Genomic DNA, 5,125 nt, shown 5'->3' with positions numbered 1-5,125 from the left:
CCCGAACCAGCACCCCGTCCCACCGTATCCGATTCGCTCTCTCGAACCCGCCCCCCGCTCTCTCCACCTCCGGCCCTAGCAGAACCCTCGAGCGTTATTCTGGTGGTGGACGACTCGCAGAATTTACGCTATTCCCTGCGATCAACCCTCGAAAAACAAGGTTATCGGATTCTCGAAGCTCAAGACGGTCGAGAAGCCCTCGAGCAACTCCAACGCCATCGAGAAATCGAACTGGTGCTTTGCGATGTGGAAATGCCCCGCATGAACGGTTTAGAATTCTTGAACCACTGCCGCCACGATCCCGAACTTTCCCATCGCCCAGTCGTCGTTTTGACATCCCATACCAGCGATAAATACCGTCAAATTGCCACCGAACTGGGTGCGAGCGCCTACCTAACCAAGCCCTACACCGAGTCCGAATTGCTCTCGACGGTTTCTCAGGTGGTTTGTGACGGTCAAGGCGTTCTCCTCGATGCTTAATCGGGTGAATCAATAATTGACAACAGACCGCGAACAACGGACAATTGCGATCCGCTATTCGACCGATCTTGGCGTCTCGAGATCCCCTCTGTTGGCTAACTTTTTCGAGTATGGCACGACGCGCTCGCCTACTGACGAATTGACTCCAACCGAACCCGGAGCAGACCCGAGCTTTTTATTCCCCTACCCGCGCGCAGCGCTATGGTTATATCGTTATGTCCATTATTTCTCTCAAAGCCTGGTATCTCCGGCAATACGAACCCCTCCGAGAGCTGGAAAAGCGTCCTCACGATTTGCGTTTGAGCAAAAATAGCCTGTTAAAATCCGGTCTGAGAGCGGATTTCTTAGAAGAAAGCGAAACCATCAGAAATTCCGAATGGTTCCGGCGCTACCTCGATGGGGAAGTCGTCGAGTTTTACGTTGAGGGGAGTGGAGGATACGCGATTTCCAATATCGACCTGAGTTCTCACGAAATTTACTTTACCAAGCAAGAAGTGATGGCTCACCTCGAACCGACCCTCTTCTTTTGCTACCAGACCGAGTACGGCCCATCGGGAGAAGCTTTGAGAACCCAACTGACAGAATTCATCAAAGCCCTAAACGCCCGCTCTCGCATTCCCCTAACCCTAGAAGAATCCCAGCGTTCTCGGGAGGCTCCCCTACGGCTCAACAGCCGCATCTTGCGCAAAATCCGCAAAAGTCTCATTTTCATTGCCGACACTACCCCGATCGCTCAAATTCCGGGGGAAACCCCACAACTTCTGCCCAGTCCAAATGTTTGTGTTGAAATTGGCTATGCAATGCAAAGCAAGCGAACGGAGCAAATTCTGTTGACCCAAATGAAGCGGAACGATCTCTTAGGGCAGCTTCCTTTCGATTTGCCAACCTATCAACAGTTAGAGTTTCAAAATGCGGAGGAACTGGGTCGATCGTTGCCCACCACCATCGAAACCATGTTACAGCGATTCAGTCTGTTATCCTAGGTTGGGGAAGTATTTTAGTGCGGGGACAACCCCAAGTTTGTTCGCCTCGCCCAGCTCGCAGATGAGATTGAGGAGTTTAATAGTACCCTATGCCCAAACCGAGTGAATACGCCGTCCACCTGATGCTGACCGGAGGACATCGAGAAGCGATCAAGTTTCGCACCCTCGAAGACTTCCAAACTTGGTACACCAGTAAACTTCAGCCGCAAGCTGACTCGACGAAGTTTTTGAACGTTCCCATCAAAAATATTCAAGGTGAATATATGGTCGTTCGTCCTTCGAGTATTCTCGCTATCCGAGTCGAACCGATTTATTCCTCTAGCGTCGATCGTTTCTAAATCCTTTCTTTCTACATCCGAGCTAGTTTTTTCCACAAAATCGCGCGAATATCGAGCTAGCTTAATATTTGTGGTAGTCTAGAAGGATCTTTAAAATTAGATGCACCTCGCGATCGCGCTAAAGTTTTTCAAACTATCTTTAAATTAGACACGAGCAAAATAGTGGATGGGAGTCGCGGTGCTCGAAAAGCTGGATTTGTTTTCACCTCTCGATTGAGAAAGTCATCGTCGCTGTGCCAATGATGAGTTGGGGCGCTTGCGAGTTGCCCGTCACTCTTCTAGCTTATGAATTCAACCTTTGATATTACTCTCCTAATAGCCCTGACTATCGTTGCCGGGATTGGTGCTCAAGTACTCGCGGATTATCTCAAGGTTCCGGGAATCGTTTTCCTATTATTATTTGGAATCGGACTTGGAGCTGACGGTCTGGATTTACTCCATCCAAGCCTCCTTGGAGAGGGTCTAGAAGTGATTGTCTCCCTGTCAGTTGCCTTGATTTTGTTTGAAGGGGGACTCACCTTAGAACTGCGAGATCTCGATCGAGTATCGGGAAGTTTGCGGAACTTGGTGACCGTCGGAACCTTGATTACCTTGCTCGGTGGCGGGATGGCCGCCCACTGGCTGGGGGAGTTTCCCTGGTCGATCGCCTTTCTCTATGCCTCCCTGGTGGTGGTGACCGGGCCAACCGTGATTACCCCCCTACTCAAATACGTTCAGGTCGATCGTCAAGTCGCCACCCTCCTCGAAGGCGAAGGTGTTCTCATCGACCCCGTGGGAGCGATTCTGGCGGTGCTGGTTCTCGATATTATCCTCAATGGCGATGCCGACCCCTGGAGAGTGATGTTGGGCTTGACCCTGCGCTTGGGAATTGGGGCGGCCATCGGTGCGGGTGGTGGCTGGTTGCTCGGCACATTTTTGCGACGAGCGAATTTTCTCTCGGAAGACCTGAAGAATTTAGTGGTTTTGGCGGGATTGCTAGGCTTGTACGTCCTCGCACAGGCGATTCGCAGCGAATCGGGATTGATGGCGGCGGTGGTTTCGGGTATCGTCTTGGGAAGTTTGGCGCTACCCGAAGAGCGACTGTTGCGCCGATTTAAAAGTCAACTGACTGTCCTCGCCGTATCGGTTTTGTTTATCTTGCTCGCGGCCGACCTTTCGATCGCCAGTCTGGTGGCTTTGGGTTGGGGAAGCGTATTGGCCGTTTTGGTTTTAATGACGATCGTCCGACCGATTAATGTGGGGATCTGTACCTGGAACAGCAATCTTAACTGGCGGCAAAAACTGTTTATGGGCTGGATTTCCCCTCGGGGGATCGTGTCTGCGTCGGTGGCTTCCTTGTTCTCGATTTTGCTCACCGAACGAGGGATTAACGGGGGAGACTCCATTAAAGCATTGGTCTTTTTAACCATTATCGTCACGGTTGTTTTACAAGGATTGACAGCGAAATCGATCGTCGGGTGGTTGGGGATTAATGCGACGACAGCAACGGGAGCGTTAATCGTCGGTTCCCATCCTCTCAGCCGCTTGATTGCCCGGTTATTTCAAGAGCGCGGAGAACTCGTGGCGATCGTCGATACCGATCCCGAGGCCTGCGAAAAAGCGGAAGCCGAAGGTCTCAAAGTTTATCGCAGCAGCGCTTTAGATACGAGCGTGCTCGAAGAAGCCGGGCTTGCCTCCATGGGAACCTTCGTCACCATGACGAGTAATGGCGAGGTCAATCTGGTGTTGGCACAACGGGCGATGGAAGAATTCAAGCCCCCTCGAACCCTGGCAATATTTCCTCGCGATCCCCAGAAAACCGCCGCGACAAATAAGGCTCAGGTGCAGCAAGCTTTGATTCCCGAAGTGCCGCTGAAAATTTGGAACAAGCACCTTGAAGAAGGGGAAGTGAAGCTTGGGGAGACGGTGTTGCGAACGGCTGGGTTTGCATTTCAGCAAGCTCATCTCCAGGCATTGATTCGATCGGAAGATTTGATACCCTTGTTGCTAGAGCGAGATCGGCAGCTACAGATCGTTCCGGCCTCTAAGACTTGGCAACCCGGCGATCGATTGATTTATTTGCTCTACGCACCCAAACCCAAACTCCTCAAGCGCTTATCTGGAGCAAATACATCGAGTTTGACCCTCGAAAAATTACCAGAAGTGGAAGAAGTGGCAGTCCCGGCTTCGGTGTTGAATACACCCTTGGAAGGCGTGCAGGCTGAGAGCTGAAATTAAGTCCAGGACAGGACGATCGGTTCGAGTTCAAAAGAAAAGATTTGAGTCTGGAAAATCGGCTCGAACGATCTATACCAGTTCGCGCCCTTTATCGTTACAAGTTAAATAGGGCTTGCTGAATATTTCTGGGGAATGGGGAACGGAAAATGCCGTCCGGGATGAAAGTGTGAATACACGGCGCGCGTCGGGCGATATCTACGACAGACCAATACGCATCACGCTCGCGTTCAAAGCGACAACATAACCCCCTAACTTGCTCGACGATCGAGCAAGTTAGGGGGGATTGGTAGAATTTAAATGAAGATTGCTATCCCTCAAGAGATGCGATGGTCTTAATCGATCGGTCGATACAGGTACACTGACACTCTGGCACGGTTGTATCCGATCGAAGGCACTAGACCGGAAATTTGAGAGGATATTTGCCTGCATTTAATTAAAAAACAAACAAAAGGTGCGATTCGAGTCGTATCGCTGTGACACCCGAAGCGATGGAGTTCTACGACAACTCGACTCGCAAAAATCCTTTTTGTAGATCGTCGAACACCCGTTGAAGTTGACCGATTTCCTCTGGGTTGAGTCGATCGGCAGAGCGCATCAGTTGCCAAAGCGACTCTTGCTCGGTACGCGTAATTCGACTCGTTGTCTGGATCTGTGACATAATCTGTCCGATTGAAAGTTGAGGCAAAGTGTATGTCTGAGTCTTCATAAATTAATCCGGTGATAAATCCTAAGAAACAGGTTGAGAAAATCGAACGAGCTTCAAACCGCTTTTGCTCTTCGGTTCCCGAGTTGACGAGATTGCACCTCGCACAACACTGAATGAGATTTGTAGATTTAATAACAAAGTATCAAGATATTATGAAGATTCTGTGAAAAAACTGGAGATTTACGGACTTTGCGATCGAAAAAACGATCGCAGCTCACCGCCGCAATTAGGCAAATAATGGCAAACCCTTACCGAATCTCGTCCGTAAACCCGGTTTTGAGAATCTATCGATCGAGGCGATACTGCCAAGAACCTGTCAAGATCGATACATCTTCGCTATAAACTATTCATATAGAAACGCGAACCCAGTCGATCGAGCCTTCCATGAGCAGTACCATCAC

At 50.2% G+C, this 5,125-nt stretch carries 5 protein-coding genes; 4 read left to right on the top strand and 1 reads right to left on the bottom strand.

Annotated elements, in window-relative coordinates; all coding sequences use genetic code 11:
* From IQ235_RS18580 to IQ235_RS18565, 4 genes are all read left to right on the top strand, one after another.
* The coding region (locus IQ235_RS18580; protein ID WP_264322902.1) for a response regulator at positions 1–480 on the top strand (480 nt) is incomplete at its 5' end.
* Between the two features lie 215 nt (positions 481–695).
* Positions 696–1,463, top strand: coding sequence for a hypothetical protein (locus IQ235_RS18575; protein WP_264322901.1), 768 nt, complete (start codon positions 696–698; stop codon positions 1,461–1,463).
* Between the two features lie 89 nt (positions 1,464–1,552).
* Positions 1,553–1,801 carry a hypothetical protein gene (locus IQ235_RS18570; RefSeq protein WP_264322900.1) on the top strand — a complete coding sequence of 83 codons (249 nt, stop codon included), beginning with the start codon at positions 1,553–1,555 and terminating at the stop codon, positions 1,799–1,801.
* A 285-nt stretch (positions 1,802–2,086) separates the two neighbouring features.
* Positions 2,087–4,012, top strand: a complete 1,926-nt coding sequence (locus IQ235_RS18565) for a cation:proton antiporter (RefSeq protein ID WP_264322899.1) — start codon at positions 2,087–2,089, stop codon at positions 4,010–4,012.
* 502 nt (positions 4,013–4,514) lie between these two features.
* Here the strand turns inward: IQ235_RS18565 and IQ235_RS18560 are convergent.
* Positions 4,515–4,676 (bottom strand): hypothetical protein, encoded by a 162-nt coding sequence (locus IQ235_RS18560; protein ID WP_264322898.1) that lies wholly within the window; start codon positions 4,674–4,676, stop codon positions 4,515–4,517.
* Positions 4,677–5,125 lie beyond the last annotated feature (449 nt).

This window comes from Zarconia navalis LEGE 11467, assembly GCF_015207075.1.
Taxonomy (GTDB): domain Bacteria; phylum Cyanobacteriota; class Cyanobacteriia; order Cyanobacteriales; family Geitlerinemataceae; genus Zarconia; species Zarconia navalis.
The sequence above is the reverse complement of the archived record's forward strand: the minus strand, read 5'-3'. Positions and strand labels throughout refer to the sequence as shown.